Source organism: Streptomyces sp. NBC_01012 (assembly GCF_045162755.1).
Taxonomy (GTDB): Bacteria; Actinomycetota; Actinomycetes; order Streptomycetales; family Streptomycetaceae; genus Streptomyces.
In genome coordinates, this window is the sequence record NZ_CP108688.1 from 702,865 (window position 1) to 727,319 (window position 24,455).

The following is a 24,455-nucleotide window of genomic DNA, read 5'->3' on the forward strand; positions in this document are numbered from 1 at the left end:
GGTTAGGCTGACCGCGTTCGCGCCGGGCCCTGGTCCGTTCGCGCCGAACCCGCCGGTTCCAGCCGTTCCCTGACGGGGCGCGTGTACGAGGAGGCACCCTTGCCCGACCCGACGACCGATCCGCACCCGGACGTCCGGCCCACCCTGGAGGCCGTGGCGGCCCGCGCCGGTGTGTCACGGGCGACGGCGTCCCGCGTCGTCAACGGCGGTGCGGGTGTACGTCAGCCCCTGGTGGACCAGGTGCGAAGGGCCGTCGACGAGCTCGGCTACATCCCGAACCACGCGGCGCGGACGCTGGTCACCCGGCGCAACGGCGCGGTCGCCGTGATCATCGACGAGCCCGAGTTCCGGATCTTCTCCGACCCGTTCTTCTCCCGCCAGATCCGCGGGATCAGCCGCGAGCTCAACGCCCACGACGCCCAGCTGGTCCTGCTCCTGGTGGAGGGCAGCGGCGACTTCGACCGGGTCACCCGCTATCTGGCCGGTGGCCATGTGGACGGCGTACTGGCCTTCTCGCTGCACACCGACGACGAACTGCCCGCCATCATCCGGCGGTTCAGGGTCCCCACGGTCTACGGAGGCCGGCCGGAGCGCCCGGTGGCGGGCGCGGACACCCCTCAGGTGCCGTACGTCGACTGCGACAACCGGGGCGGCGCCCGGGAGGCCGTACGCCATCTGGTCTCGCTCGGCCGACGGCGTATCGCGCACATCGCGGGGCCGCGCGACCAGACGTCGGCGCTCGACCGGATCGACGGATACCGGGACGTGCTCCCGGACGCCGGGCCCGAACTCGTCGTCGAGGGCGACTTCACCGCGGAGGGCGGAGTCCGGGCCATGGGGACCTTGCTGGACACCTGTCCGGACCTCGACGCCGTCTTCGTCTCCAACGACCTGATGGCGTCGGGTGCGCTGCGGGTGCTGCGTGAGCGGGGCATCCGGGTGCCGCGGGACGTGGCGGTCGTCGGGTTCGACGACATGACGTCGGTGGCCGAGGCCGCCGTACCGCCCTTGACTACGGTCCGCCAGGACGTGGAGGACATGGGGCGGTTGATGGTGCGGGTGCTGATGGAGCGGCTGAACAGCGACACCGGGACCTGGCCCGAGTCCGTGATCACCCCGACCGAGCTGGTCCGCCGGGCCTCCGCCTGAACCTCGGTCCGCCCGGCCGTCCACCGGCGGCCCGCCACTCGGCGCGGGCCGATCCGGCGAACGGCAGATAGCGCAGCCGCTCGGGGAGCAGGGGCACGGTCCGCCGCACCACGGCGCCGAAGCGCCGCAGCCTGCGCTCCTGCTCCGGGGTCCAGTCGAGCCCGATGGCCTCACGGGCGTCAGGCGGCATCAGCCCGATCGTGAGGAAGCGGCGGAATCGGGCCAGTGGCGGGAGCAGTACCGGCCACAGCACCTTCAGGGCGAGCGGCCCGCGGTCGGGCGGCGGCACGGGAGCGTCCGTGGCCACCAGTTCGCGTACGACGACGGTGGCCTCCACCTCGTCGGCCAGCATCCTGCGGTAGTAGGGCCAGAACTCCTCGATCGTCTGCGGCATGTCCCGGTCGTGGATGCCCAGGATCCGGCCGACCTGGAGCCACTCGCGGTACAGGGCGCGCTCCTGGGCATCGGTGAAGGGGCGGACCAGATAGCGCGAGGCGTGCTGGTAGACGGGGAAGCCGGTGGCGTGCACCCATGCGTAGTGCGCGGGGGTGAGCGCGTGGTAGCGGCGGCCCCGGGCGTCGGTTCCCTGGATCGTGCGGTGCAGCTTCCTGAGCCGTCGGCCCTCCTCCGCGGCGGCCTCGCCCCCGTACACCCAGAGCTGGAGCGATCTCAGGGACCGTTCACCGCGCCCCCAGGGGTCCGTGCGGAAGACGGAGTGGTCGTCGACTCCGGCGCCGACGGCCGGGTGGGCGACCTGGAGGGTGAGGGCCGCGGGCAGCATCAGCACGCCCCTGACATCACCGGCGAGGCTCCACAGAACGCCGCCGGGCGGGGGTGGTGCGGGCTCTCCCGCGCTGGTCATGCGGGTGCTCCCAGGACGTCGGCTGCTCGGGCCCGTGGCGGGCCCACGCACGTTCCAGTATGCGACGCGTCGGCGGTGTTGACGATCCCCGTGAAACACATCAATAGTATTTGTAACTTTGACTCTCAGGACGAGAGGGGTGAGCACGCATGGGCCGCTACAGCCGACTGCGCGAGATCCGCCGGATGGACCCCCTGCACGACTGCGCCGAGATAGTCCGCCTGATGACCCGGTACGAGTTCCCGTGGGACTACCGGCAGGGCATCGGTGTCGCGTTCCTGCGCGACTACGGCGTGCCGAGGATCTCCGTACTGCTCGACCGCACCCAGGAGTTCGAGCGCAACGGCCAGAAGCGCTACGACGACACCGTCCTGTTCGGCTACGAGATGGCGGCCGAGGGCTTCGATTCGGAGCGGGCACGGGCGGCGGCCCGCCATCTCAACCGGATCCACGACAAGTACCGCATCCCGAACGAGGACTACCTCTACGTGCTGGCCACCACGGTCGTCGGCCCCAAACGCTGGATCGACCGCTTCGGCTGGCGACCCCTGTGCGCGCAGGAGGCCGGGGCGCTGGCCGAGGTGGGCCGGCGGACGGCCGGCCTGATGGGCATCGAGGGCGCCCCGGGCACCTACGAGGGTTTCGAGGAGCTGCTCGACTCCTACGAGGAGCGGATGTTCGCCTACGACCCGGCGAACCGCCGGGTCGCCACCGCCACCTTCCGGGTCATGGCCGCCTGGTATCCCGCCCCGGTACGCCCCCTGGTGGCCCGGCTCTCGCTCGCCCTGCTGGACGAGCCGCTGCTGCGGGCCCTGGGCTTCCCGGCGCAGCCCGGGTGGCTGCGGGCTGCGGCCGTGACACTGGTGCGCGGCCGGTCGCACGGCGTGCGGCTGCTGCCCGCCCGGCCCGGGTGGCTGCCATCCCGCCCCCGGCCGCGCAGCTACCCCTTCGGATACGAGCTCGACGACCTCGGTCCGCACTGGGCGCAGAGCCGTCCGCTGGAGCCCCTCCCCGCGGAGCGGACGGAGCGGTCGGAGGGGCCGAAGCGGTCGGAGGGGCCGAAGCGGTCGGAGGGGCCGAAGCGGTCGGAGCGGTCGGAGCGGCCATGAGGGAGGAGGGCCCCGCGGTCACACCGCGCTGAGCAGCGGCACCAGATAGCGGCGCGCGAAGGCGCCGACCTGCTCGTCGTCGTCCAGCTCGAAGCAGCTCACCGGGTTGAGGAGGAAGGAGACCGTGATCCGCACCATCAGTTCGGCGACCGGTGTCGGGTCCGTCTCCGGCCGCCCTTCCGCGCGCCGGGCGTGGCGGAGCCGGTCGGCCAGATATCCGCGTATCGCCAGGAAGGCCGGGCCGCTCTCCAGCGTGAGGAAGGGCAGCATGATCTCGGGCTCCAGCCGCAGCAGCCCGCCCACCAGCGGATGTTCACGGATGTGCTTGAGGACGGCGACGAAGCCTGCGACGAGCCGGTCCTCCACGGTGGGCAGCGCGGCCACCGCGTCGTCGACGTCCACGACGAATCTGCGGTACTCGCGCAGCAGGCAGGCGGAGACCAGGCTGTCCTTGTTGCCGATCCGTCGGTACACGGTGACCCGCGAGACCTTGGCGCGCTTGGCCACGTCGTCGACGGTCGAGCGGCGCAGGCCGAAGGTCATGAACTGCTCGCGCGCCGCGTCCAGGATCTGCTCGCTCAGCGCGTCGGACGGTGGCCTCTCGGCGAGCGCCCTGGCCAGCAGTGTCCCGTCGGTACCCGATGCCGCCACGAGCCCTCCCGTCCGTTGTCCACCACTCAACCATAGGGCTGACCAGGCGCTCAGCCGAAGTCGTACACCGTCACCTCGATGCCCCGGCTCACCAGCCGGTCGGTGATGAGGGGTTCGACCCTGGACCAGGTGCCGCCCGCAAGCCCGCAGCCGATCCGCGGCATGTGGACGGAGGCCCCCAGCTCGGCGGCCTTGGCGGCCACCTTGTCCAGACCGGCGTCGATGGCCTCGTAACGCACGGGCACGCCCTTGCTGCCGGTGCGTATCCCCCGCTGGCCCACCAGGTTGGCGACCCAGACATACGGCTCGGCCTGGACGAACTGCACGGCGCCCAGGCCGAAGTCGTTGCCCGCGCGCTCCCGGTGCCAGCGACGGTACGCGGCCTCGGGCTCGGGCCAGCGGCGGGAGAGGGCCAGGACGAAGCCCTTCCCCCAGCCGCCCAGGTCGTTGCAGCAGTGCACGATCAGCTTGACGCCCTTGCCCTGGGGGCTGGTGGCGTCGCCCTGTACATAGGTGACTTCCGACATGTCCTCACCGTACGGGCCCGCACCGACATCGGGCTGAGCACTTTCACAACAGTGGTGAGACAGCAATACTGCTGAACCTGATCGGTACATCGGTACACAGGCGCGGCAGTGCCCCGGCAATGAGGAGTGGACATGACGACCGGGACCGAGGAGCCGGCGCTGACCGTCGACGAACTGGCGGCGCGTGCCGGAGTCACCGTGCGCACCGTGCGCTTCTACAGCACCCGCGGTCTGCTGCCCCCTCCGGTGATCGGGCCCCGGCGCGTCGGGCACTACGGGCACGAGCATCTCTCCCGGCTGGCCCTCATCGAGGAACTTCAGCACCAGGGCATGACGCTGGCCGCCATCGAGCGCTATCTCCAGCAGCTGCCGCCCGATCTGAGTGCGCAGGACCTGGCGATCCACCGCGCCCTGGTGGCGTCGTGGGCGCCGGACTCGGCCGAGGACATGGAGCGCGCCGAGCTGGAGCGCCGGGCGGGCCGGCCCCTCGGCGAGCAGGACATGGACCGGCTGGCGGCGATGGGAGTCCTGGAGCGTCCAGGGAAGCCCGACGGGCCCTTCCTGGTGGACCCCGGCCTGCTGCGGCTCGGGGTGGAGCTCCTGGACGTGCCCATCGCCCACGAGACGATCCTCGCGGCGCGCACGGTCCTGCTCGAGCACACCCGCTCGGCCGCACACGAACTGACGCGGCTGTTCCGGGACGAGGTGTGGAACCCGTACCGGGAGCGGGAGTCGGACCCCGAGCATGTGAAGGCGATGAAGTCCCTGTCGGCCCATATGCAGCCGATGGTGCTCCAGGCGCTGGTGACGGCCTTCCAGCGGTCGCTGAAGGAGGAGCTGCGGGCCGCGTTCACCGCCGGTGAGGAGGGGTGAACGCGGCCCGCGGGGGGCGCCGCCGTCAGTCGTGGAAGGTCTCGCCCCTCTCCGCCTTCTCCAGCAGGAGCCCGGAGGGCAGGAAGCGGTCTCCGTAACGCTCGGCGAGCTGCCTGGCGCGCGCCACGAAGCCGGGCAGGCCGCCTTCGTAGCCGTTGATGTACTGGAGCACACCGCCGGTCCAGGCGGGGAATCCGATGCCCATGATGGAGCCGATGTTGGCGTCGGCGACGGTCATGAGGACGTTCTCCTCCAGGCAGCGGACGCTGTCCAGGGCCTCGGAGAAGAGCATCCGCTCCTGCATGTCGGCGAAGGGGATGTCCGTGTCCGGCTTCGTGAAGTGCTCACGCAGGCCCGGCCACAGCGGACCCCGTCCACCGTCCTCGCCGTACTCGTAGAAGCCCGCTCCCCCGCTGCGTCCGGGGCGTCCGAACTCGTCGACCATCCGGTCGATGACCGCGTCGGCGGGGTGCACGGCCCAGGTGCCGCCCGCCTCCTCGACGGCGCGCCGGGTCTCGTCGCGGATCTTGCGGGGCAGGGTGAGCGTCAGCTCGTCCATGAGGGAGAGCACCTTGGCGGGGTAGCCGGCCTGCGCCGCCGCCTGCTCGACCGACGCGGGCTCGACGCCCTCGCCGACCATCGCCACGCCCTCGTTGATGAAGTGGCCGATGACGCGTGAGGTGAAGAAGCCGCGGGAGTCGTTGACGACGATCGGGGTCTTCTTGATCCGGCGCACCAGGTCGAAGGCGCGGGCCAGGGCCTCGTCCCCGGTCTTCTCCCCCTTGATGATCTCGACGAGCGGCATCTTGTCGACGGGCGAGAAGAAGTGCAGCCCGATGAAGTCCACCGGCCTGCCGACGCCGTCGGCGAGGGCGGTGATGGGCAGCGTCGAGGTGTTGGAGCAGAGCAGGGCGTCGGGCTCGACGATGTCCTGGATCTCCTGGAACACCTTGTGCTTGAGCGCGGTGTCCTCGAAGACCGCCTCGATCACGGCGTCGCAGCCCGCGAGTTCGGCGGGGTCTCCGGTCGGGGTGATGCGGGCGAGCAGCTCGTCCCGCTTCGCCTCGGTCGTACGGCCGCGGGAGAGCGCCTTGGCGAGGAGCTTCTCGCTGTAGGCCTTGCCCTTGGCCGCCGCCTCGGTGGAGACGTCCTTGAGGACGACGTCGAGGCCGGCACGTGCGCAGGAGTAGGCGATGCCCGCGCCCATCATCCCGGCGCCGAGTACGGCCACCTTGCGGACCTGGCGCTCCTCGACGCCCTCGGGGCGGCTGGCGCCGGAGTTGACGGCCTGGAGGTCGAAGAAGAACGCCTGGATCATGTTCTTGGCGACCTGGCCGGTGACGAGCTCGGTGAAGTAGCGCGCCTCGATGGTCTGCGCGGTCTCGAAGTCGACCTGCGAGCCCTCGACAGCGGCGGCCATGATGTTGCGGGGCGCGGGCATGGGCGCGCCGGCGAGCTGCTTCTTCAGGTTGGCCGGGAAGGCCGGCAGGTTGGCCGCGAGCTTCGGGTTGGACGGGGTGCCGCCGGGAATCCGGTAGCCCTTGACGTCCCACGGCTGCTGGGACTCGGGGTGGGCGTCGATGAAGGAGCGGGCCTTGTCGAGCATCTCCTCGCGGGTGGCGGCCACCTCATGGACCAGGCCGTTGTCCAGGGCCCGCCGCGGGGTGTACTGGGTGCCCTGGAGCAGGACCTTCAGCAGGGCGTCCGTGATGCCCATCAGCCGTACGGTCCGGGTGACCCCGCCGCCCGCGGGCAGCAGGCCGAGCGTGACCTCGGGCAGGCCGATCCGGGAGCCGGGGGCGTACAGGGCGATGCGGTGGTGCGCGGCGAGCGCGATCTCGTAACCGCCGCCGAGCGCGGCGCCGTTGATCGCGGCGACGACCGGCTTGCCGAGGGTCTCGATGCGGCGCAGCGAGTTCTTGATGGCGGTTCCGGCGTCGAACGCGGCCTGGGCGTTCTCGGGACCGATCTTGATCATGTCCTTGAGGTCACCGCCCGCGAAGAAGGTCTTCTTGGCGGAGGTGTAGATGATGCCCCGGATGGAGTCCTTCTCGGCCTCGGCGCGCTCGGCGACGGCGGCGATGGAGTCCTTGAAGCCCTGGTTCATCGTGTTGGCGGACTGGTCGGGGTCGTCGAGTACGAGGGTGACGACGCCGGTCTCGTCCTGTTCCCAGCGGATGGTCGTGCTCTCGGTCATGGGTGCTGTTCTCCGTAAGCAGGGGGACGGTCAGAGACGCTCGACGACGGTGGCGATGCCCATGCCGCCGCCGACGCAGAGGGTGGCGAGGCCGTAGCGCTTGTCCTGCCGTTCCAGTTCGTCGATGAGCGTGCCGAGGATCATCGCGCCGGTCGCACCGAGCGGGTGGCCGAGCGCGATGGCGCCGCCGTTGACGTTGACCTTGTCGAGGGAGAGGCCCATGTCCCGGGCGAAGCGCAGGACGACCCCGGCGAAGGCCTCGTTGATCTCGACGAGGTCGATGTCGTCGATGGTGAGCCCGGCCTTGGCCAGCGCCTTGCGGGTGGCGGGTGCGGGCCCGGTGAGCATGATGGTCGGCTCGGAGCCTGAGACGGCGGCGGAGACGATCCGGGCGCGCGGGGTGAGGCCGTAGCGCTCGCCGGTCTCCTTCGAGCCGATCGCGACAAGGGCGGCGCCGTCGACGATTCCCGAGGAGTTGCCCGCGTGGTGGACGTGGTCGATCTTCTCGACCCAGTGGTACTTCTGGAGCGCGACGGCGTCGAAGCCGCCCATCTCGCCGATCGTGGCGAACGAGGGCTTGAGTGAGGCCAGCGAGTCGGCGGTGGTGCCGGGGCGCATGTGCTCGTCGTGGTCGAGGACGAGCAGGCCGTTGCGGTCCCTTACGGGGACGACGGACCGCGCGAAGCGCTCCTCCTTCCAGGCCACCGCGGCGCGTTCCTGGGACAGGGCGGCGTACTCGTCGACGTCACGGCGTGAGAAGCCCTCGACGGTGGCGATGAGGTCGGCGCCGATGCCCTGCGGGGCGAAACCTGTCTCGAAGCTGGTCATCGGGTCCATGGCCCAGGCGCCGCCGTCGGAGCCCATGGGCACCCGCGACATGGACTCGACCCCGCCGGCCAGGACGAGGTCCTCCCATCCCGAACGGACCTTGGCGGCGGCCAGGTTGACGGCTTCGAGGCCGGAGGCACAGAAGCGGTTCTCCTGGACGCCGGCGACGGAGTCCGGGAGCCCCGCGGCGATGGCGGCGATCCGGGCGATGTCGGAGCCCTGGTCACCGAGCGGACTGACGACGCCGAGGACGATGTCGTCGATGGCGGCCGGGTCGAGGCCCGGGAAGCGGTCGCGGATCTCGTGGATGAGGCCGACGACGAGGTCGATCGGCTTGGTGCCGTGCAGGGCGCCGTTGGCCTTGCCCCGGCCGCGCGGGGTGCGGATCGCGTCGTAGACGAATGCTTCGGTACTCAAGGCTGCTGCCTTTCGGGTTCGGTGCGGGTCAGGAGAGCAGAGAGCGGCCGATGATTTCCTTCATGATCTCGGTCGTGCCGCCGTAGATGGTCTGGATACGGCCGTCGGTGAAGGCCTTGGCCACGCGGTACTCCGTCATGTATCCGTAGCCGCCGTGGAGTTGGAGGCAGCGGTCGGCGACGCGCTTCTGCAGTTCGGTGGCCCACCACTTGGCCATCGAGGCGTGGACCGCGTCGAGGGTTCCCTCGGAGTGATCGACGATGCAGCGGTCGATGAAGGTACGCGTGACGGCACACTCGGTGGCCATCTCGGCGATCTCGAAGCGGATGTGCTGGAGCTTGGAGAGCGGCCTGCCGAAGGCCTCACGCTCCTTGACATACTCGGTGGTGATCTCCAGGAGGTGTTCGGCGGCGGCGATCCCGGCGACCGCTATGCCCATCCGTTCCTGGGCCAGATTGGTCATGAGGTGCAGGAAGGCGCCGTCGAGCTCGCCGATGAGGTTCTCCTTGGGGACGCGTACGTCGTCGAAGAACAGCTCGGCGGTGTCCTGGGACTTCTGCCCGATCTTGTCGAGGTTGCGGCCCCGCTCGAAGCCCTCGGCACCGCGCTCGACGGCGAGCAGGGACAGGCCCTTCGCCCCGCCCTCCGGTGAGGTCTTCGCGACGACGATCACCAGGTCGGCGAGGATGCCGTTGGAGATGAAGGTCTTCGAGCCGTTGAGCAGCCAGTGGTCGCCCTTGTCCTCGGCGCTCGTACGGATGCCCTGGAGGTCGGAGCCCGCGCCGGGTTCCGTCATGGCGATGGCGGTGATGGTCTCGCCGCTGCAGAAGCCGGGCAGCCAGCGCCGCTTCTGCTCCTCGGTGCCCAGGCCCGTGAGGTAGGGGCCGATGATGTCGTTGTGCAGCCCGAGGGCGAGACCGGGCGCCCCGGCCCGGGTGAACTCCTCGGCCAGTACGGCGCTGTAGCGGAAGTCGGTGTTCCCGCCGCCCCCGTACTCCTCGGGGACCGCGAGGCCGAGCAGCCCCTGCCGGCCGGCGGCGAGCCAGGCCTCACGCGCGACGATGCCGTCCTGCTCCCACTGCTCGTAGTACGGGAGTACCTCCTTGGCCAGGAAGGTGCGGACGGTCGCGCGGAACGCGTCGTGCTCATCGGTGAAGATCTGCCGCTGCATTCTCAAGCCCCCTGGAGCCGGTTCTCGACGGTGGACATCAGCCGGTCGTTTCCTTCCCTGTGGTCAGCAGACCCGGCAGACCCCACGCGTCGGCGACGGCCTCGGTGTCCGCGCCCGGCAGCGCGGGTCCGGTGCGCACGGAGGCGGGCGTCGCCGAGAAGCGGGGTGCGGGGGCGGGCTGGGTGAGGCCGCTGTGCTCCACGTAGGTGGAACGGGCGGCGATGTGGGGGTGGCCCGGCGCCTCGCGGAGCGAGAGGACGGGGGCCACGCAGGCGTCCGTCCCCTCGAAGACCTCGGTCCACTCGGCGCGCGTACGGGCGGAGAACCGGTCGGCGACCAGGGTGCGCAGCTCCTCCCAGCGGCCGGGGTCGCCACGGTCGGGGGCCTCGTCCCCGAGCCCGAGCAGCGTGGTGAACTCCTCGTAGAAGCGCGGCTCAAGGGCGCCGACCGCCATGTACTCGCCGTCGGAGGTCGCGTAGGTGCCGTAGAAGGGGCAGCCGCCGTCGAGGAGGTTGGCACCGCGCCGGTCCTGCCAGCTGCCGGCGGCCAGCATGCCGTGGATCATCGTGGCGAGATGGGCCGCGCCGTCGACGATGGCCGCGTCGACGACCTGACCGGTCCCGCCGGGCGTACGGGCGTGCTGGAGGGCGGCGAGCACACCGACGACGAGGTAGAGCGAGCCGCCCGCGTAGTCACCGACCAGATTGGCGGGCACCGTGGGCGGTTCGCCGGATCCGCCGATCATCGACAGGGTGCCGGTGAGGGCAATGTAGTCGATGTCGTGGCCGGCCTGACCGGCCAGCGGACCGTCCTGGCCCCAGCCGGTCATCCGCCCGTAGACCAGCCGCGGGTTGCGTTCCAGACAGGCGTCGGGGCCGACACCGAGACGCTCGGCGACGCCGGGCCGGTAGCCCTCGATCAGGACGTCGGCGCGCTCGACGAGGTCGAGGACCTGGCCTGCTCCGCCTTCGGCCTTCAGATCGACCAGGACCGAACGCTTGTTGCGGTTGGTGAGGTCGAAGGCGGGGTCGATGCCGATCGCCGGGCCTCCCGGCCGGTCGACACGCACCACGTCGGCCCCGAGATCGGCGAGGAGCATCGCGGCGAAAGGCCCGGGGCCGATGCCCGCCAGTTCGACGACGCGCACCCCGGTCAGTGGGCCCTGCGACCCCTGTCCTGTCGTTGCCATCAAGCCCCCAGCGGTATGACACAACTGATGTAACATCGATGATGCTAAGAACGGACCGCGCCCCGCACAACCCTTTTGGCCGAGCAAGCGCTTAGTTCTCTCACTTCTCAGATCCTCTCGCACCTGGGCCCGCCCGGCCGTACGACGCCACGGGCGCCTCCGCTAGCCTCTGGCTGCCATGACGGCGGCGGCAGACGGAGGACCCATGAACAGGCAGAACGGGGCGGACCGCCCCTACGACGTCGTCCTTTTCGGAGCCACCGGCTTCGTGGGGGCGCTCACGGCCGAATACCTCGCGGCACACGCGCCGGACGGCTGCCGCTGGGCCCTGGCGGGCCGCAGCCGCGGCAAGCTGGAACAGCTGCGCGAGCGTCTCGCCTCGCGCGACCCGCGCTGCGCCGGGCTGCCGCTGCTGACCGCCGACGCGGACGACACCGACGCGCTGCGTGCACTCGCCGAGTCCTCGCACGTCGTGGCGTCCACGGTCGGACCGTACGTGCGCTACGGCGAGAAGCTGGTCGCCGCCTGCGCGGAGGCCGGGACCGACTACGCCGACCTCACGGGTGAGGCGGAGTTCGTCGACCGGATGTATCTGGAGCACGACAGCCGGGCCCGCGAGACGGGATCACGCCTCGTGCACGCCTGCGGTTTCGACTCCGTACCGCACGACCTCGGCGCCTACTTCACCGTCCAGCAGCTCCCCGAGGGTGTGCCGCTGACCGTCGACGGCTTCGTGCGCACCAACGCGGCTTTCTCCGGCGGTACGTTCACCTCGGCGCTCACCGTGATGGGCCGGGGCCCGCAGATGGCACGGGCCGCGCGGGAGCGACGTCTGCACGAGCCGCGCCTGGTCGGCCGCAGGGCCCGCGCGCCGCAGGGGGCACCGCACTTCAGCGCGGGGACCGGCACCTGGGCGCTGCCGCTGCCGACCCTGGACGCCCGGGTCGTGGAGCGGTCCGCACGGGGTCTTGAGCGTTACGGTCCCGACTTCCGCTACCGGCACTTCGCCTCGGTCAAGCACCTGCCGGTGGCGCTCGGCGGCACCGCCGCCGCGGGCCTGCTGGCGGGGGCCGCGCAGATCCCGGCCGCGCGGAACTGGCTGTCCGCCCGGTTCGAACCCGGCACGGGACCCGACGAGCGGCGCAGGAGGCGCAGCTGGTTCACGGTCCGCTTCATCGGGGAGGGCGGCGGCCGGCAGGTCCGCACGGAGGTCTCGGGCGGCGACCCCGGCTACGACGAGACGGCGAAGATGCTGGCCGAAGCGGCTCTGGCGCTCGCTCTCGACGACCTGCCGGCGACGTCGGGTCAGGTCACGACGGCCGTGGCGATGGGCGATGCGCTGCTGGAGCGGCTGAGGGCGGCCGGGGTGCGCTTCCGGGTCGCAGCGGTGCGCTGAGTCCCGGCGGGCGGTGGCAGCCGGCCGGTCAGAGCATCCAGGTCACCAGCGTGACGACCATGGAGACGGTCCAGGCTGCTCCCGCCAGGACGCCCAGGGTCATGCCCACGGCGACGCCGCGCTGGGAGAGACGTACGGTTCCTGTGCTCATCTGAGGTGCGTGGTGGTCGATCATGCGTACCAGCCTGCCCCTGATGTTCGACAAACAACATCCGTATTTGTACTCAGTCGGCAACAGATCTGGATCGGGTGCCGCTCAGCCGACCGCTTCCCGGAGCGCGGACCGGCACAGGGCGTCGGCCCTGCGCGTGGTCTCGGGCTGGCGGAAGTCGCGGGCCAGCGCGAGCGTATGGGCGCAGGCGTTGTCCAGGCCGGTGCGGTGGCCGACGGAGACGAAGACGGGCTTGGTGGCGTCCTGCGTGCGCAGGGCACGGCCGACTTCCTCGTCCCCGTCCAGAAGCGGGGTGAAGTCACCGCGCAGGGGTGCTGGTTGCGCGAAGCGGAAGGTGAAGGGGTTCTTCGCCACCCCGATGACCGGCAGCCCGGTGAGGACGCCGAGATGGCTGGCGAGGCCGAACCTGCGCGGGTGGGCCCGGCCGTAGCCGTCGCAGACGACGAGCCCCGGGTCCACGGACAGGCCGTCCAGCGCCGCCAGGACGGCCGGGAGCTCGCGGAAGGCGAGGAGGCCGGGGACGTACGGAAACGTCACCCGGCCTTCGGCGGTGGAGCGGGCCACCACCTCCAGGGTCGCCGCGTCCAGGACGACGGCCGCCGCGACGACGAGGTCGCGCTCGTCGTCGTAGGCGACATCGACACCGGTGACCCGGCCGGTCCCGGGCGGCGGGCCCGCCTCGTCCAGGATCACCCGCCCACGCAACTCGTCCTGGACGGCGCGAGCTTCGGCCTCGTCGGCGGGCATCCGGAAAGTCGTCGTCATGGTGGGTCAGTGTAGGGAGAGCCTCCCGGCCTGCCTCCGCCGGTTCCTGGCCGTCACCAGGGCACCTCTCCCGCGTCGTCGAAGAACCCGCCGCTCGGGCCGCCGTCGGGCAGGGTCGCGAGCCGGATCGCGGTCGCGGCGCCCTGTTCCGGGGTGCGGACGCCGTGGAAGGCGTTGAGGTCGGTCGCCACGTACCCGGGACAGGCGGCGTTGATCAGGATGTTCGTGTCGCTCAGTTCCTTGGCGTACTGGATCATGACCGCGTTCAGGAACGATTTCGACGGTGCGTAGGCGACGGAGATCGGCCCCGTCTCCGCGCCGGGTGTGGTCTGCAGGGTGAGCGAGCCGACACTGCTGGACACGTTCACGATCCGCGGGGACGTCGAGCGGCGCAGCATCGGCAACATCGCGTTGGTCACGCGGATGACACCGAGGACGTTGGTGTCGACGGCCGCCCGCACCGTCTCGAGGTCGACCGTGCTGGGCTCCTGCGGCATGCCGCCGGTGATCCCGGCGTTGTTGACGAGCGCATCGAGACCGCCGCCCTCCTCGATCAGACGGGCAGCGGCGGCCACACTCCCTTCGTCGGTCACGTCGAGCGGTACGCCGAACACGTCCACGCCTGCGTCGCGGAGCTTCGCCACCGCTGCCTCGCGCCGCTCGTCGTTCCTGGCGCCGAGTCCGACCCTCCAGCCGAGGGCGCCGAGCCCGGCCGCGATCTCGTGACCGATTCCCTTGTTCGCGCCTGTGACCAGCGCGGTCTTCTGTTCACTCATGCCTCGATGATGTTCGGCCGCTGCCGAAGGCGCCAAGACCGTTCGGGTGGGCGCCGATACCCTGCGGGTATCGATACGAGGTGGGGGCCTCGACACGCGGGTATTCTGCGGGTATGGAGACGCGCGAGTTGCGGTATTTCGTCGCTGTCGCCGAGGAGCTGCACTTCGGCAGGGCGGCGGAGCGGCTGGGCATCGCGCAGCCGCCGCTGTCGCGGGCGATCGGCAAGCTGGAGCGGCACCTCGGGGCGGTGCTGCTCGAACGCAGCAGCCGCGCGGTCACGCTGACGGAGGCCGGGGCGGTGCTGCTGCGGGAGGCGCGGGCGGCACTGGACGCGATGGAGGCCGCGGAGCGCCGCACCCGCCGGGCCGCACCCGCCGCGCCCGGTCAGGCGGGTGTCGTGCTCGCGACGAAGGCGGGTGCGTCGAGCGAGTTCCTGGCGAAGCTGCTGGACGCCTATGCGGCGGAGCCCGGCGCGGTCACCGTGGATCTGCTGCTGTGCGGGATCGGTGAGCAGGAACAGCTGCTGCGGGACGGCCGGGCCGATGTGGCCCTGCTGCACCGGCCGTTCGACACGACGGCCGGGTTCGACACCGAGGAGGTCTCCACGGAGGGGCAGGTCGCGATCCTGCCCGTCCGGCACGACCTGGCCGGGCGCTCGGGTGTGCACCTGGCGGAGGTCTCCGCCCTGCCCGGACTGCCGCTGCCCCGGTGGCCGCGTGCGGACGGGACGTATCCGGACGGTTCGGGCCCGGAGGTGCACGACCACACCCAGCTGCTCCAACTCGTCGCGCTGGGCCGTGCCGTGATGATCGCCCCGGAGTCGTGCCGGGCTCAGCTCGGGAGCGACCTGGCGGCTGTCCCGGTGCTGGACGCGCCGTCGGTCACGACCGTCATCGCCTGGCCGCCGCAGAGCCGGTCCGTGGCCGTGGCCGGCCTCGTCCGCACGGCTGCCCGTCTCTGAACCTCACCGTGGCGCGCCTCGGCCCCCGGCGGACGCGGGCATCCGGGGTGTGCGGCGCCGAACGGGGCAGGTGACCCGGGACGGGTGGCGCGGTGACGCAGCTCACTCGGCCCGCCGGTGCACGGATCGAGGCGTTCCGTCGTCTACTCCAATGCCGGGAACCGTTCGTCCGAGGCGAGAGGGAGCAGGTCTTGTCCAGCGTTATCGAGCAGTCCGTGCAGGCCCGTATGGTCGCGTCCGCGCCGCGTATGGAGACTCTGCCCGCCACACTGCACTACGACCTCAGGGACCCTTTCGCCGTCCGGATGGCGTTCCCGGCGCCCGCGACCCTCGAAGGCGCCGAGGTGTCCTGGGAGTTCTCGCGTGAGCTGCTCGCCACAGGCGTGGACGCGCCGGCCGGCCTCGGCGACGTGCGGGTCAGGCCGTTCGGGTACGACCGTACGGTGCTGGAGTTCCACGCCGTCGAGGGCATCGCCATGGTCCATGTCCGCTCGTCGGAGCTGCGGCGCTTCCTGAAGCGGGCGCAGGAGCTGGTCCCGGTGGGCGACGAGCACCGCTTCATGGACCTGGACGGCGATCTGAGTGATCTCCTGGGCGGCCCCTGAGGCCGATGTCCCCGGCCGCACCGAGCCGGGGACGAATTCGGTTGCGTGACCACAGGGCGCGCTCGTAGCGTTTCGGGTGTCCCTGTTGTCGTCGGATCGGAGAAGGACGTTGCTCCACATCTGAGGTGTCCGCACACCGTGCCGCGTGCCGTCCCGCACGCGTGCCTCCGCGTGACCCCAGTGTCCGAGCCGTTCTCCGTGATTCCTCGACGCAGCCGGGAGACCCTTGTGCCTGCTCGCACCACGCATGTCCACTGCACCTCACTCTCGTTCGCCTGGCCCGACGGGAGCGAGGTCTTCGACGACTTCCACCTGGCCGTGGGACCCGGCCGGACCGGTCTGATCGGTCTCAACGGCTGCGGGAAGTCCACTCTGCTTCGGCTGATCGCCGGTGAACTCACGCCGACGGCCGGGCACATCAGGACAGCGGGCTCCATCGGCCACCTCGCCCAGGACCTCGTCCTGGACACGGCTCTGCGGGTGGACGAGGCCCTGGGTGTCGCCACGACCCGGGCGGCACTCCACGCCATCGAGGCGGGCGACGCCCGCGAGGAGCACTTCGCCGCCGTCGGGGACGACTGGGACGTCGAGGAGCGGGCCCGGGCCGCGCTCGACCAGCTCGGCCTGTCCTCCATCGGGCTCGACCGGACCGTCGGCGAGCTGTCCGGCGGCGAGTGTGTGCTGCTGCGCCTGGCCGCCCTGCTGCTGGAGCGCCCCGCCGTTCTGCTGCTGGACGAGCCGACCAACAATCTCGACCTGCGCGCCCGCGGGCAGCTGTACGCCGCGGTCGACGCGTGGCCGGGCGTACTGGTCGTGGTCAGCCATGACCGGGAGCTGCTGGAGCGGGTGGACCGGATCGCGGATCTCCGCGACGGCACGGTCACCTGGTACGGCGGCACGCTGTCGGCGTACGAGGAGGCGCTGGCCGTGGAGCAGGAGGCGGCCGAGCGGATGGTGCGGGTCGCCGAGGCCGACGTACGGCGGCAGAAGCGCGAACTCTCCGACGCCCACGTCAAGCTGTCGCGGCGCAAGCGGTACGGACAGAAGATGTGGGACACCAAACGTGAGCCGAAGGCCGTGATGGCCCAGCGCAGGCGGACCGCCCAGGAGTCGGCCGGCAAGCACCACATCATGCACAGCGAACGTCTGGCGGAAGCGGAGGACCGTCTCGACGAGGCGGCCGACGCGGTACGGGACGACGAGGCGATCCGGATCGAACTCCCGCACACCCGGGTCTATCCCGGCAGTGCCGTGCTGCTGCTGCGCGATCTCGAACTCGCCCACGGGGTACGGGTGCGGGGTGAGTGGGATCTGCGCGGGCCGGAGCGGATCGCGCTGATCGGACGCAACGGTGCGGGGAAGACGACACTCCTGCGCACGATCGCGGGCGAGCTGGACCCGGTGTCGGGCGAGGCCACCGCCCAGGTGCCCGTGGGATTCCTGCCGCAGCGTCTGGACGTACTCGACGACGCGCTGTCCCTGGTGGACAATGTGGCACGCGCCGCGCCCGGCACCACGGACAACGGCATCCGGGCACGGCTGGCCCATTTCCTTTTCAAGGGTGCGCGTGCCGACCGGCCCGCCGGTACGCTCTCGGGCGGCGAACGTCTCCGGGCCACGCTTGCGGCACTGCTGCTGGCGGACCCGGCGCCCCGGCTGCTGATGCTGGACGAGCCGACGAACAGCCTTGATCTTTCGGGGGTGGACCGTTTGACGTCGGCGCTGGCCGCGTACCGGGGAGCGCTGATCGTGGCGAGCCACGACACGCCGTTCCTGAAGTCGCTGGGGATCACCCGGTGGGTGCTGCTGGACGCGGGCGCACTGCGGGACATCGCCCCTGGGGAGCTCTCGGAGCTCCGGGGTGAGGCCATCTGACCTGCTCCCCCGCAGATACGTATGACCCGCTATGACCTGCACGGATAACAGGATGTGAGCGGGTTCCGCGAGGACCGGGCTTGGCTGCGGCCTTACTGCCGCCTTAACCTACGGTCACGTAACCTACGAAGCCGTAGGTAATTCTCCCGTCCCCAGGAGCCCCCGTGACGATCACCTCTCCCCACACCGGCAGTTCGACGGCATGGACCGACGCCCAACTGCTCTACGCGCTGGAAGAGGTGGTGGAGAAGGAGCTCAACCGCCATCTCAAGGTCGCCAAGGACTGGATGCCCCACGAGTACGTGCCGTTCACCGACGGCCGTAACTTCCCCGGCTTCTTCGAGGACGGGCAGGAGTGGGAGACCGGTCAGTCCAAGGTCACCGACATCGGCCGTACCGCCCTCGTCGTGAACCTGCTCACCGAGGACAACCTCCCCAGCTACCACCACGAGATCGCCTCACTCTTCGGGCGCGACGGCGCCTGGGGCACCTGGGTGCACCGCTGGACCGCGGAGGAGGGCCGGCACGGCATCGTGATGCGCGACTACCTGCTGACCTCGCGCGCCGTGGACCCGGACAAGCTGGAGCAGTTCCGGATGGCGCACATGTCGGAGGGCTTCGAGTCCGACAACCGCCACTCGATGCTGCACTCCGTGGCGTACGTCGCCTTCCAGGAGCTGGCCACCCGCGTCTCGCACCGCAACACCGGACACCAGTCGGGCGATCCCGTCTGCGACCGGATGCTGGCCAGGATCGCGACCGACGAGAACCTGCACATGGTCTTCTACCGCAATCTGCTGGGCGCGGCCTTCGACCTCGCCCCTGACCTCACGATGCAGTCGGTGCGCGATGTCGTCGTGAACTTCCGGATGCCGGGACACGGCATGCCCGGCTTCGAGCGGGCCGCCGCGCAGATGGCGATCGGCGAGATCTACAACATGCGCATCCACCACGACGACGTGATCCAGCCCGTCCTGCGGTACCTGAAGGTCCTCGACATCGACGGCCTGGGCCCCGAGGGCCTCAAGGCGCAGGAGGAGCTCGGGCTGTACATGAACGGCCTGGACGCCGAGGCGTCGAAGTTCGACGAGAAGCTGGCCGCCCGCAAGGCCCGTCTGGCGGCCAGGGCCGCGCAGCGCTGATCCCCCGCTGATCCGCCCGGCCGGGCTCGGGATCCGCTCCCCGAGCCGGGCCGGACAGCGGCGGCGCACGCAGCACGTGTGCGCCGCCGCTCTGCACACGGGGCACACATGGCTCCCCCCACAGCTTCACAGAACGTACTCTGTGGCGGGTGAAACCTGTGACGCGTCTTGTTCTTTTCGGTGCACCGATCGCCATAGCCGCTTCGATCCTGTTCAGCCGTGGCGACTCGGAGCCGCCCACGGTCGTCCAGCAGGCGACCGGCTCCGAGGAATCCGGTACGGCGGCGCCCGCCGCGGCCGAGCAGGCCGACGAGCAGGCCGACGAGATCGACGACCTGCCGCCCGGCCTCGCCGCGCCCGCGATGAAGGAGACCGCGTCCCGCCTGGTCGCCAGCGCCGAGGCCTCCACCCTGGACTGGCGCAGCCAGTACGGTGCGATCGAGGACGTCGGCGACGGCACCGGCTACACCGCCGGCATCATCGGCTTCTGTTCCGGCACGAACGACATGCTTCAACTGGTCGAGGCCTACACCGAGAAGCACCCGGACAACCCGCTGGCCTCCTACCTTCCCGCCTTGCGCGCCGTGGACGGCACCGATTCGCACGAGGGCCTCGACCCCGGCTTCACCGACGCCTGGCACCTGGCCGCGAAGGACCCGGCCTTCCGGAAGGCCCAGAACACGACGCGCGACAAGCTGTACTTCGAGCCGGCGGTCCGGCTGGCGAAGATGGACGGGCTCGGCACCCTGGGGCAGTTCATCTACTACGACGCGATGGTGCTGCACGGGCCAGGCATCGAGGCGGACGGCTTCTACGGCATCCGCGACACCGCGATGGAGGCGGCGGACACTGCCTCGGAGGGCGGCGACGAGACGGCATATCTGAACGCCTTCCTCGACGCGAGCCGGGCAGCGATCAAGAACCGCACGGTGCAGCGCGACACGACCCGGATCGACACCGCGCAGCGGGTCTTCCTGCGCGAGGGCAACCTCGGGCTGAAGAAGCCGCTGGTGTGGAAGGTCTACGGCGAGACCTTCCACATCGACTGACGTGGGGCCGTCCCCCCGCGCCCCCGTCCCCGCGCACCCGTCCCCGCGCACCCCCGTCGCCCGCGCGCCCCGGTGCTCAGCCGCTGCCGGAGCGGCCTCTGCGCAGCCGCTCCCGCTCCTTCTCGGAGAGCCCGCCCCAGACACCGAAGCGCTCGTCATGGGCAAGCGCGTACTCCAGGCAGGCCACCCGGCCCTCGCAGGCGTTGCACAGCTGCTTGGCCTCCCGGGTGGAGCTGCCCGGAGCCGGGAAGAAGAACTCCGGCCCGGTCTGTGCGCACAGCGCGCTCTCCTGCCAGGTGGGCTCGTCGGTCGAGGTGTTGATCGGCATGGGGCAACCGTGCCCGGTCGCGATAAACGAGTGATCAACGACCGGTCAACGCCCTCGTCGGCCCGGCCCTGCCGCCCTGGCCACCCTGCCTGCCGGACCTACCGCGTCGGCCCGCCCTACTGCCTCGGTGCCGGCTTGATCACCGCGAACGCCGCGCCCGCGGGGTCGGTGAAAGTGGCGACCCGTCCGACCTCCGGCACATCCGTGGCCCCCGTGGTGGCCCGACCGCCCAGGCGTTCGGCGGTGGCGACCGTCGCGTCGGTGTCCTCCACCGCGAAGTACGGCAGCCAGTGCGGCCCGGCCTCGGCCTGGCCCGGCACCGAGTCGATGGGCACGATCCCGCCGAAGGCGGAGTCGCCGCTCTCACCGTCGGCGGGGCGGACGATCGTGTACGCACCGCTGGGGAAGGACATGGCGTCCGTCTGCCATCCGAAGACGGTGTGGAAGAACGCGGCAGCCGCGGGAACGTCCGGGGTGTGGAGCTCGGACCAGATGAACGCGCCGGGCTCCATGATCATGCCGAGGCCGGTATTCGTCCCCGGCTGCCAGACGCCGAAGTACGCACCGGCGCTGTCCGTGAAACCGCCCATCCGTCCGTAGTCCAGGACGTCCGTGGGAGGAAAGGCCGCAGTGCCTCCGGCCTGTTCGACCGTCCGCGCGGTGGCTTCGGCGTCGGGGGTCTGGAAGTAGACCGACCACGACGGCTTTCCCTGGCCCTCCGGCACGGTCATGACACCGGCGACGGTCCTGCCCCGCAGCTGGTACGTGCCGTATCCACCGGTCTCGGGGCCGCCCGGCACCAGGTCCCAGCCGAACAGGCCGTTGTAGAAGGCGGTGGCGGCGTCGATGTCGGGGGTACCGAGGTCGATCCAGTTGGGTGCGCCGGTGACGAAGGACGGGTCGAGCATGGCGGCTCCTCGGGCGGCTCCTGGCATCTCGCGTGTCGCCCACGCCAGACGTTTCCCTGACCCTTTGAGTCTTGCACCGGGCACTGACAACCGCAGTGCAGGGCGCCCGCCGGGTGAGGAGCGGCACCGCACCGCGCCCGTGGCACGATGGGAGGCGCCCGGGAGGGCTACGGCCGCCGGTCGCGGAGGGGCGGCGGGGCACGGGGACAGAAGGACGTGGACGTACATGACTCGGGCGGGGTCCACGGGAAGAGCCGCACGTGAGGTGCTCGACGACGCCCGGACGCTCGTCGAGGCGGCCCGGTCGGTGCTGGACGACCACCACGCCGCCGTCGAGGCCGTGCGCGCCGCGCTCGCGCCCGTGCTGGACTCCCTGGTCGGCCTCGAACTGGCCGCGATCCCCATCGCCCGGCTCGCGGACGTCACCGAGGGGCGGGTGCGGCTCGGCGCGCTGGAGCAGGCGGGGTACACGACGGTCGGCCGGGTCCACGGAGCCGGGCGTTACGAGCTCCGCCAGATCCCCGGCGTCGGCGCGCAGACGGCGGACCAGGCGCTGGCAGCCGCGCGGCAGATCGCGCACGCGGTCCGGGACACCGTCGCCGTACGGATAGACATGGATGCGCCGGAGGCGACCACACCGGCGCTGCTCATCGCCCTGCACCGGCTGGTGGAGGGCGGCACCGACGTGCGCCGGGCGGTCGACGCCGCCCGCCGTCTGGCCGCGGAGCTGGAGCCGCTGCTCGTGGCGGCCGCGCCGGCGCGCAGCCGGCTGCGGATGCTCTTCGCCGGGCGGGCGGCCGGCAGCCGGGCGCCGGCCGCTGTCGTCTCCGTGCGGGAGGTGGCGAGGGACGCCGACGCACGCGGACTGCGGACCCTGTTCGGGCAGGTCTCCGTCGACCTGCTGCGCGGCCCCGCGTCGGAGGCGGAGGCCTGGGTCGATTTCGAACTGCGCTCGGCCGAGTACTACAGCCTGCTCGCCGAACTGTCCGGCAGCGGGCCCGACCGGGACGCGGCGGAGGGCTTCCTGCCCACGGGCATCGCGGAGCGGGTGCGCGGGCTGCGGCTCGACGACGCGCATCTGCGGGTCTCGCTGCGCGGCTACCAGTCGTTCGGCGCCCGCTTCGCGCTGGCCCAGAAGCGGGTGATCCTCGGGGACGAGATGGGGCTCGGCAAGACCGTGCAGGCCATCGCCGCGCTGGCCCATCTCGCGGCCGGCGGCGAGCGGCACTTCCTGGTGGTGTGCCCGGCGAGCGTCCTGATCAACTGGCGGCGCGAGGTCACCGCACGCTCCACGCTGCGGGCCGTCCCGGTGCACGGCCCCGAGCGGCAGGGGGCGTTCGACGAGTGGCGCGAGCGTGGCGGGGTCGCCCTGACCACCTTCGACGCGCTGTACACGCTGCCGGGAGGCCCGGAGTCCGGGGTGCGCCCCGGCATGGTGGTGGTGGACGAGGCCCACTTCGTGAAGAACCCCGAGACCCGGCGCTCCCGGGCCGTGAGCGGCTGGACGCGGCACACCGAGAGGGTGCTGTTCCTGACCGGCACCCCGATGGAGAACCGGGTCGAGGAGTTCCGGAGCCTGGTGCGCCAGCTGCGGCCCGAGCTGGCGCCGCTCGTGACCTCCACGCACGGGGTCGCGGGGTCGCAGGCGTTCCGCAGGGCCGTCGCCCCCGCCTATCTGCGCCGCAATCAGGAGGACGTCCTGGGCGAACTCCCGGCGCTGGTACAGGCCGACGAGTGGGAGGAGTTCTCGGAGGCGGACCTCGACGCGTATCGCGAGGCGGTCCGCTCGGGGCAGTTCATGCGGATGCGCCGTGCCGCGTACGCCCGCCCCGGGACATCGGCGAAGCTGAACAGGCTGCGCGAGCTGGTCGCGGAGGCCGAGGCCAACGGCCTCAAGGTCGTCGTCTTCTCGTACTTCCGCGAGGTGCTCGCCGCCGTCCAGGAGGCCCTGGGCGACGGAGTGTTCGGCCCCGTCTCCGGCAGGGTACCGGCCGCGCGCCGGCAGGAGCTGGTCGACTCCTTCGGCGCGGTGGACGGGCACGCGGTGCTGCTGAGCCAGATACAGGCCGGCGGCGTCGGCCTCAACATCCAGGCGGCGTCCGTGGTCATCCTGTGCGAGCCGCAGATCAAACCGACCATGGAGCATCAGGCGGTGGCGAGGGCGCACCGCATGGGGCAGATACGGACCGTGCGGGTCCACCGTCTCCTGGCTGTGGACAGTGTGGACCAGCGGATGCTGGACATCCTGGCGCGCAAGGACCGGCTCTTCGACGCGTACGCGCGACGCAGCGATGTCGCCGAGGCGACGCCCGACGCCGTGGACGTGTCGGACGGGGCGCTCGCCCGGCGCATCGTCGAGGAGGAGCAGCGGCGGATGGCCGCCGGCGTGTGAGTCAGTGCTCGTGCGCCTTCGCCGCGTGCTGGTGGGGTGGGTCGTAGGCGGGCACGGTGCCGTCCGCCTTGGCGACGAGCAGCAGCCCTGCCATTCCCTGGTCGGAGTGGCTCTGGACGTGGCAGTGGTACATCCAGGCGCCCGCGCCCACGTGTTCGCCGGCGATGATCTGGAAGCCGAAGGACTCGGCCGGTCCGCAGATCTTCGTGTCGACCACACGGCTGGGGTCGTCGGGGCCGGTGAGCAGCCCGGTCCTGTTGTCGGCCCATCGGTGCCCGTGGATGTGGAACGTGTGGTAGTACTCGCCGTGCGTGATCATCACGACCTCGACCCGGTCGCCGACGGTGGCCTCGAAGTTCGGACTCTCGTCCGGGGCCTTGTTGTTGATGGTCATGTCGTTGAAGACGATCGTGATCGTCTTGTCCGGCAGGACATCTCCCTCGCGGCGTACGACGAGTGGGCCGTACAGGCCCTTGCTGAGGCCACCGGTGCCGTGGTCCGTGCCGACGACATGGTCGTGGTAGTGCCAGTAGCCCGCGCTGCCCGCCTGCCAGGTGCCGTCCTTGCGGCGGCCCGGGGCGTGGGTGCGCCAGGTGTAGGTGCGGGTGCCGCCCGGTTCGACATGGCTGCGGTTCATCCGGGTGCCGTCGCTGGCGATGTCGTAGTCGACACCGTGCACATGGAGGCTGACGTCGGCGTCCGTGGTGTTCTCGAATTCGATGTGCAGCGTGTCGCCCTCGGTGATCTCGATGAGCGGCCCGGGGATCGACGCCTTGCCCTTCTCCAGGCCGTACCCGAGCTGACCGTCCGCCAGCTTCTCGGCGTACAGCTTGAGATGGCGCACCGCCCCTCCGGCGGGGGCCGTCTTCGCCGGGTTCTCGGCGGACGTGGCCTGTACGGCGCCGAGCGACATCGATGTCACACCGGTCGCCGCCACCACTCCGCCGCCCACCAGCATCCGGCGGTTGAAGGTCCTTCGGTCCATGTCGAACTCCCCACTGCGTGACGGAAACTGACGCGTTGACGCATTGACCCGTGGACGGCCCACACGGTAGCCGGGGCCCGTTGGTTTATCCACACTCAGGACAAAGTTCGTTCGATTGCTGCCATAG

The 24,455-nt window shown here is 71.1% G+C and carries 23 protein-coding genes; 10 read left to right on the forward strand and 13 right to left on the reverse strand.

The features are described from left to right. The first annotated feature begins 99 nt into the window (after positions 1–99). Positions 100–1,149, forward strand: coding sequence for a LacI family DNA-binding transcriptional regulator (locus tag OG623_RS03115; RefSeq protein ID WP_406144048.1), 1,050 nt, complete (start codon positions 100–102; stop codon positions 1,147–1,149). On the opposite strand, the gene OG623_RS03120 is transcribed toward OG623_RS03115, so the two are convergent. Next, the gene (locus OG623_RS03120; protein WP_406144050.1) at positions 1,112–2,011 is read right to left on the reverse strand and encodes an oxygenase MpaB family protein; all 900 of its coding nucleotides are present in this window, start codon (positions 2,009–2,011) and stop codon (positions 1,112–1,114) included. The two genes, OG623_RS03115 and OG623_RS03120, sit on opposite strands and share 38 nt — an antisense overlap. Positions 2,012–2,160: 149 nt before the next feature. Between OG623_RS03120 and OG623_RS03125 the strand changes: the two genes are divergently transcribed. After that, the gene (locus OG623_RS03125; protein ID WP_406144052.1) at positions 2,161–3,120 is read left to right on the forward strand and encodes an oxygenase MpaB family protein; all 960 of its coding nucleotides are present in this window, start codon (positions 2,161–2,163) and stop codon (positions 3,118–3,120) included. A gap of 18 nt (positions 3,121–3,138) precedes the next feature. Here OG623_RS03125 and OG623_RS03130 read toward each other — a convergent pair whose 3' ends face one another. Next, positions 3,139–3,771, reverse strand: a complete 633-nt coding sequence (locus tag OG623_RS03130) for a TetR/AcrR family transcriptional regulator (protein WP_406144054.1) — start codon at positions 3,769–3,771, stop codon at positions 3,139–3,141. A gap of 50 nt (positions 3,772–3,821) precedes the next feature. Beyond that, positions 3,822–4,298 (reverse strand): macro domain-containing protein, encoded by a 477-nt coding sequence (locus OG623_RS03135; RefSeq protein WP_406144055.1) that lies wholly within the window; start codon positions 4,296–4,298, stop codon positions 3,822–3,824. Positions 4,299–4,430: 132 nt separating this feature from the next. Between OG623_RS03135 and OG623_RS03140 the strand changes: the two genes are divergently transcribed. Then, positions 4,431–5,171, forward strand: a complete 741-nt coding sequence (locus OG623_RS03140) for a MerR family transcriptional regulator (RefSeq protein ID WP_406144057.1) — start codon at positions 4,431–4,433, stop codon at positions 5,169–5,171. 25 nt (positions 5,172–5,196) lie between these two features. Here OG623_RS03140 and OG623_RS03145 read toward each other — a convergent pair whose 3' ends face one another. Genes OG623_RS03145 through OG623_RS03160 form a run of 4 tightly spaced genes read right to left on the reverse strand, consistent with a single transcriptional unit; the run spans position 5,197 to position 10,973 of the window. Next, entirely contained in the window at positions 5,197–7,368 is a 2,172-nt protein-coding gene (locus OG623_RS03145) for a 3-hydroxyacyl-CoA dehydrogenase NAD-binding domain-containing protein (RefSeq protein ID WP_406144059.1), read from the reverse strand. Positions 7,369–7,398: 30 nt separating this feature from the next. Next, positions 7,399–8,613 (reverse strand): acetyl-CoA C-acetyltransferase, encoded by a 1,215-nt coding sequence (locus OG623_RS03150; RefSeq protein ID WP_406144061.1) that lies wholly within the window; start codon positions 8,611–8,613, stop codon positions 7,399–7,401. 28 nt (positions 8,614–8,641) lie between these two features. Continuing rightward, complete coding sequence (locus OG623_RS03155) at positions 8,642–9,784, reverse strand: acyl-CoA dehydrogenase family protein (protein WP_406144063.1); 1,143 nt, start codon at positions 9,782–9,784, stop codon at positions 8,642–8,644. Between the two features lie 37 nt (positions 9,785–9,821). After that, positions 9,822–10,973, reverse strand: a complete 1,152-nt coding sequence (locus tag OG623_RS03160) for a CaiB/BaiF CoA transferase family protein (protein WP_406144064.1) — start codon at positions 10,971–10,973, stop codon at positions 9,822–9,824. A gap of 205 nt (positions 10,974–11,178) precedes the next feature. On the opposite strand from OG623_RS03160, the gene OG623_RS03165 reads away from it, so the two are divergent. Beyond that, the gene (locus OG623_RS03165; RefSeq protein ID WP_406144066.1) at positions 11,179–12,369 is read left to right on the forward strand and encodes a saccharopine dehydrogenase family protein; all 1,191 of its coding nucleotides are present in this window, start codon (positions 11,179–11,181) and stop codon (positions 12,367–12,369) included. A 28-nt stretch (positions 12,370–12,397) separates the two neighbouring features. Here the strand turns inward: OG623_RS03165 and mmpA are convergent, their stop codons facing one another. From mmpA to OG623_RS03180, 3 genes are all read right to left on the reverse strand, one after another. Then, positions 12,398–12,544, reverse strand: a complete 147-nt coding sequence (gene mmpA, locus OG623_RS03170) for a morphogenic membrane protein MmpA (protein ID WP_406144067.1) — start codon at positions 12,542–12,544, stop codon at positions 12,398–12,400. Positions 12,545–12,625: 81 nt separating this feature from the next. Then, complete coding sequence (locus OG623_RS03175; protein WP_406151658.1) at positions 12,626–13,288, reverse strand: endonuclease V; 663 nt, start codon at positions 13,286–13,288, stop codon at positions 12,626–12,628. Between the two features lie 71 nt (positions 13,289–13,359). Continuing rightward, positions 13,360–14,082, reverse strand: coding sequence for an SDR family oxidoreductase (locus OG623_RS03180; protein ID WP_406144069.1), 723 nt, complete (start codon positions 14,080–14,082; stop codon positions 13,360–13,362). A 113-nt stretch (positions 14,083–14,195) separates the two neighbouring features. Between OG623_RS03180 and OG623_RS03185 the strand changes: the two genes are divergently transcribed. The 5 genes from OG623_RS03185 to OG623_RS03205 all read left to right on the forward strand — a co-directional run bounded on the left by OG623_RS03185 (position 14,196) and on the right by OG623_RS03205 (position 19,715). Further along, positions 14,196–15,044 carry a LysR family transcriptional regulator gene (locus tag OG623_RS03185; RefSeq protein WP_406144071.1) on the forward strand — a complete coding sequence of 283 codons (849 nt, stop codon included), beginning with the start codon at positions 14,196–14,198 and terminating at the stop codon, positions 15,042–15,044. Positions 15,045–15,235: 191 nt separating this feature from the next. Continuing rightward, positions 15,236–15,649: an SsgA family sporulation/cell division regulator gene (locus tag OG623_RS03190; RefSeq protein WP_406144073.1), complete on the forward strand. Its 414-nt coding sequence runs from the start codon at positions 15,236–15,238 to the stop codon at positions 15,647–15,649. Between the two features lie 228 nt (positions 15,650–15,877). Beyond that, a complete protein-coding gene (locus tag OG623_RS03195) occupies positions 15,878–17,524 on the forward strand; it encodes an ABC-F family ATP-binding cassette domain-containing protein (protein WP_406144074.1) in 1,647 nt (548 codons plus the stop codon). 164 nt (positions 17,525–17,688) lie between these two features. Continuing rightward, positions 17,689–18,666 (forward strand): acyl-ACP desaturase, encoded by a 978-nt coding sequence (locus OG623_RS03200; RefSeq protein ID WP_406144076.1) that lies wholly within the window; start codon positions 17,689–17,691, stop codon positions 18,664–18,666. A gap of 158 nt (positions 18,667–18,824) precedes the next feature. After that, the gene (locus tag OG623_RS03205; RefSeq protein ID WP_406151660.1) at positions 18,825–19,715 is read left to right on the forward strand and encodes a chitosanase; all 891 of its coding nucleotides are present in this window, start codon (positions 18,825–18,827) and stop codon (positions 19,713–19,715) included. A gap of 76 nt (positions 19,716–19,791) precedes the next feature. On the opposite strand, the gene OG623_RS03210 is transcribed toward OG623_RS03205, so the two are convergent. Further along, positions 19,792–20,043, reverse strand: a complete 252-nt coding sequence (locus OG623_RS03210; RefSeq protein WP_406144078.1) for a WhiB family transcriptional regulator — start codon at positions 20,041–20,043, stop codon at positions 19,792–19,794. A 116-nt stretch (positions 20,044–20,159) separates the two neighbouring features. Then, positions 20,160–20,951: a VOC family protein gene (locus OG623_RS03215; protein ID WP_406144079.1), complete on the reverse strand. Its 792-nt coding sequence runs from the start codon at positions 20,949–20,951 to the stop codon at positions 20,160–20,162. 226 nt (positions 20,952–21,177) lie between these two features. Between OG623_RS03215 and OG623_RS03220 the strand changes: the two genes are divergently transcribed. Next, positions 21,178–23,343: a DEAD/DEAH box helicase gene (locus OG623_RS03220; RefSeq protein ID WP_406144081.1), complete on the forward strand. Its 2,166-nt coding sequence runs from the start codon at positions 21,178–21,180 to the stop codon at positions 23,341–23,343. A 1-nt stretch (position 23,344) separates the two neighbouring features. On the opposite strand, the gene OG623_RS03225 is transcribed toward OG623_RS03220, so the two are convergent. Beyond that, the gene (locus tag OG623_RS03225; RefSeq protein WP_406144083.1) at positions 23,345–24,328 is read right to left on the reverse strand and encodes a multicopper oxidase domain-containing protein; all 984 of its coding nucleotides are present in this window, start codon (positions 24,326–24,328) and stop codon (positions 23,345–23,347) included. Positions 24,329–24,455: the final 127 nt, after the last annotated feature.

What these genes read in the sequence shown, in the direction of transcription:
- OG623_RS03120 (WP_406144050.1), bottom strand. Translation starts at nt 2,011, where the DNA reads ATGACCAGCGCGGGAGAGCCCGCACCACCCCCGCCCGGCGGCGTTCTG.
- OG623_RS03125 (WP_406144052.1), top strand. Translation starts at nt 2,161, where the DNA reads ATGGGCCGCTACAGCCGACTGCGCGAGATCCGCCGGATGGACCCCCTG.
- OG623_RS03135 (WP_406144055.1), bottom strand. Translation starts at nt 4,298, where the DNA reads ATGTCGGAAGTCACCTATGTACAGGGCGACGCCACCAGCCCCCAGGGC.
- OG623_RS03140 (WP_406144057.1), top strand. Translation starts at nt 4,431, where the DNA reads ATGACGACCGGGACCGAGGAGCCGGCGCTGACCGTCGACGAACTGGCG.
- OG623_RS03145 (WP_406144059.1), bottom strand. Translation starts at nt 7,368, where the DNA reads ATGACCGAGAGCACGACCATCCGCTGGGAACAGGACGAGACCGGCGTC.
- OG623_RS03155 (WP_406144063.1), bottom strand. Translation starts at nt 9,784, where the DNA reads ATGCAGCGGCAGATCTTCACCGATGAGCACGACGCGTTCCGCGCGACC.
- OG623_RS03160 (WP_406144064.1), bottom strand. Translation starts at nt 10,973, where the DNA reads ATGGCAACGACAGGACAGGGGTCGCAGGGCCCACTGACCGGGGTGCGC.
- OG623_RS03165 (WP_406144066.1), top strand. Translation starts at nt 11,179, where the DNA reads ATGAACAGGCAGAACGGGGCGGACCGCCCCTACGACGTCGTCCTTTTC.
- mmpA (WP_406144067.1), bottom strand. Translation starts at nt 12,544, where the DNA reads ATGATCGACCACCACGCACCTCAGATGAGCACAGGAACCGTACGTCTC.
- OG623_RS03175 (WP_406151658.1), bottom strand. Translation starts at nt 13,288, where the DNA reads ATGCCCGCCGACGAGGCCGAAGCTCGCGCCGTCCAGGACGAGTTGCGT.
- OG623_RS03180 (WP_406144069.1), bottom strand. Translation starts at nt 14,082, where the DNA reads ATGAGTGAACAGAAGACCGCGCTGGTCACAGGCGCGAACAAGGGAATC.
- OG623_RS03185 (WP_406144071.1), top strand. Translation starts at nt 14,196, where the DNA reads ATGGAGACGCGCGAGTTGCGGTATTTCGTCGCTGTCGCCGAGGAGCTG.
- OG623_RS03210 (WP_406144078.1), bottom strand. Translation starts at nt 20,043, where the DNA reads ATGCCGATCAACACCTCGACCGACGAGCCCACCTGGCAGGAGAGCGCG.
- OG623_RS03215 (WP_406144079.1), bottom strand. Translation starts at nt 20,951, where the DNA reads ATGCTCGACCCGTCCTTCGTCACCGGCGCACCCAACTGGATCGACCTC.
- OG623_RS03220 (WP_406144081.1), top strand. Translation starts at nt 21,178, where the DNA reads ATGACTCGGGCGGGGTCCACGGGAAGAGCCGCACGTGAGGTGCTCGAC.
- OG623_RS03225 (WP_406144083.1), bottom strand. Translation starts at nt 24,328, where the DNA reads ATGGACCGAAGGACCTTCAACCGCCGGATGCTGGTGGGCGGCGGAGTG.